A 310-nucleotide genomic window follows, 5' to 3' on the forward strand; every position below is an offset into this window, starting at 1 on the left:
AGTGCCATGCCGAAGTCCTCCTTCAACTTTTCCACAGCCTTGTAGGGAGAAAGTTGAAAAAGCCTGCCGACAAAATCGATCACATCGCCATCGGCCTGACAGGCGAAACAGTGGAAACGGCTGTCCACCTTCATGCTGGGGTGTTTATCCCTGTGGAAGGGACAGCACATCATGCCGTTCCGGTTTACGGCGAAGCCGTACAGCTCCGCCGCCTGCCGGGTCGAGATGGCGTTCTTTACGTCCGAAAAGACAGAGGTGCTACCCTCCGTCCCAATGGGTGGGATACAGGCGAAAGGACGAAGCCCGGTGA

Annotated in this window: 1 protein-coding gene; it reads right to left on the bottom strand. The window is 56.5% G+C overall.

Annotation, left to right across the window (positions count from 1 at the left end):
• Positions 1–275, bottom strand: a 275-nt coding sequence (locus tag DXA66_RS14020) for a CHC2 zinc finger domain-containing protein (protein ID WP_243089119.1), incomplete at its 3' end; no start/stop codon positions are given.
• Between the last annotated feature and the right edge of the window lie 35 nt (positions 276–310).

This window comes from Faecalibacterium sp. OF03-6AC (genome assembly GCF_003478175.1).
GTDB lineage: Bacteria > Bacillota > Clostridia > Oscillospirales > Ruminococcaceae > Faecalibacterium > Faecalibacterium taiwanense.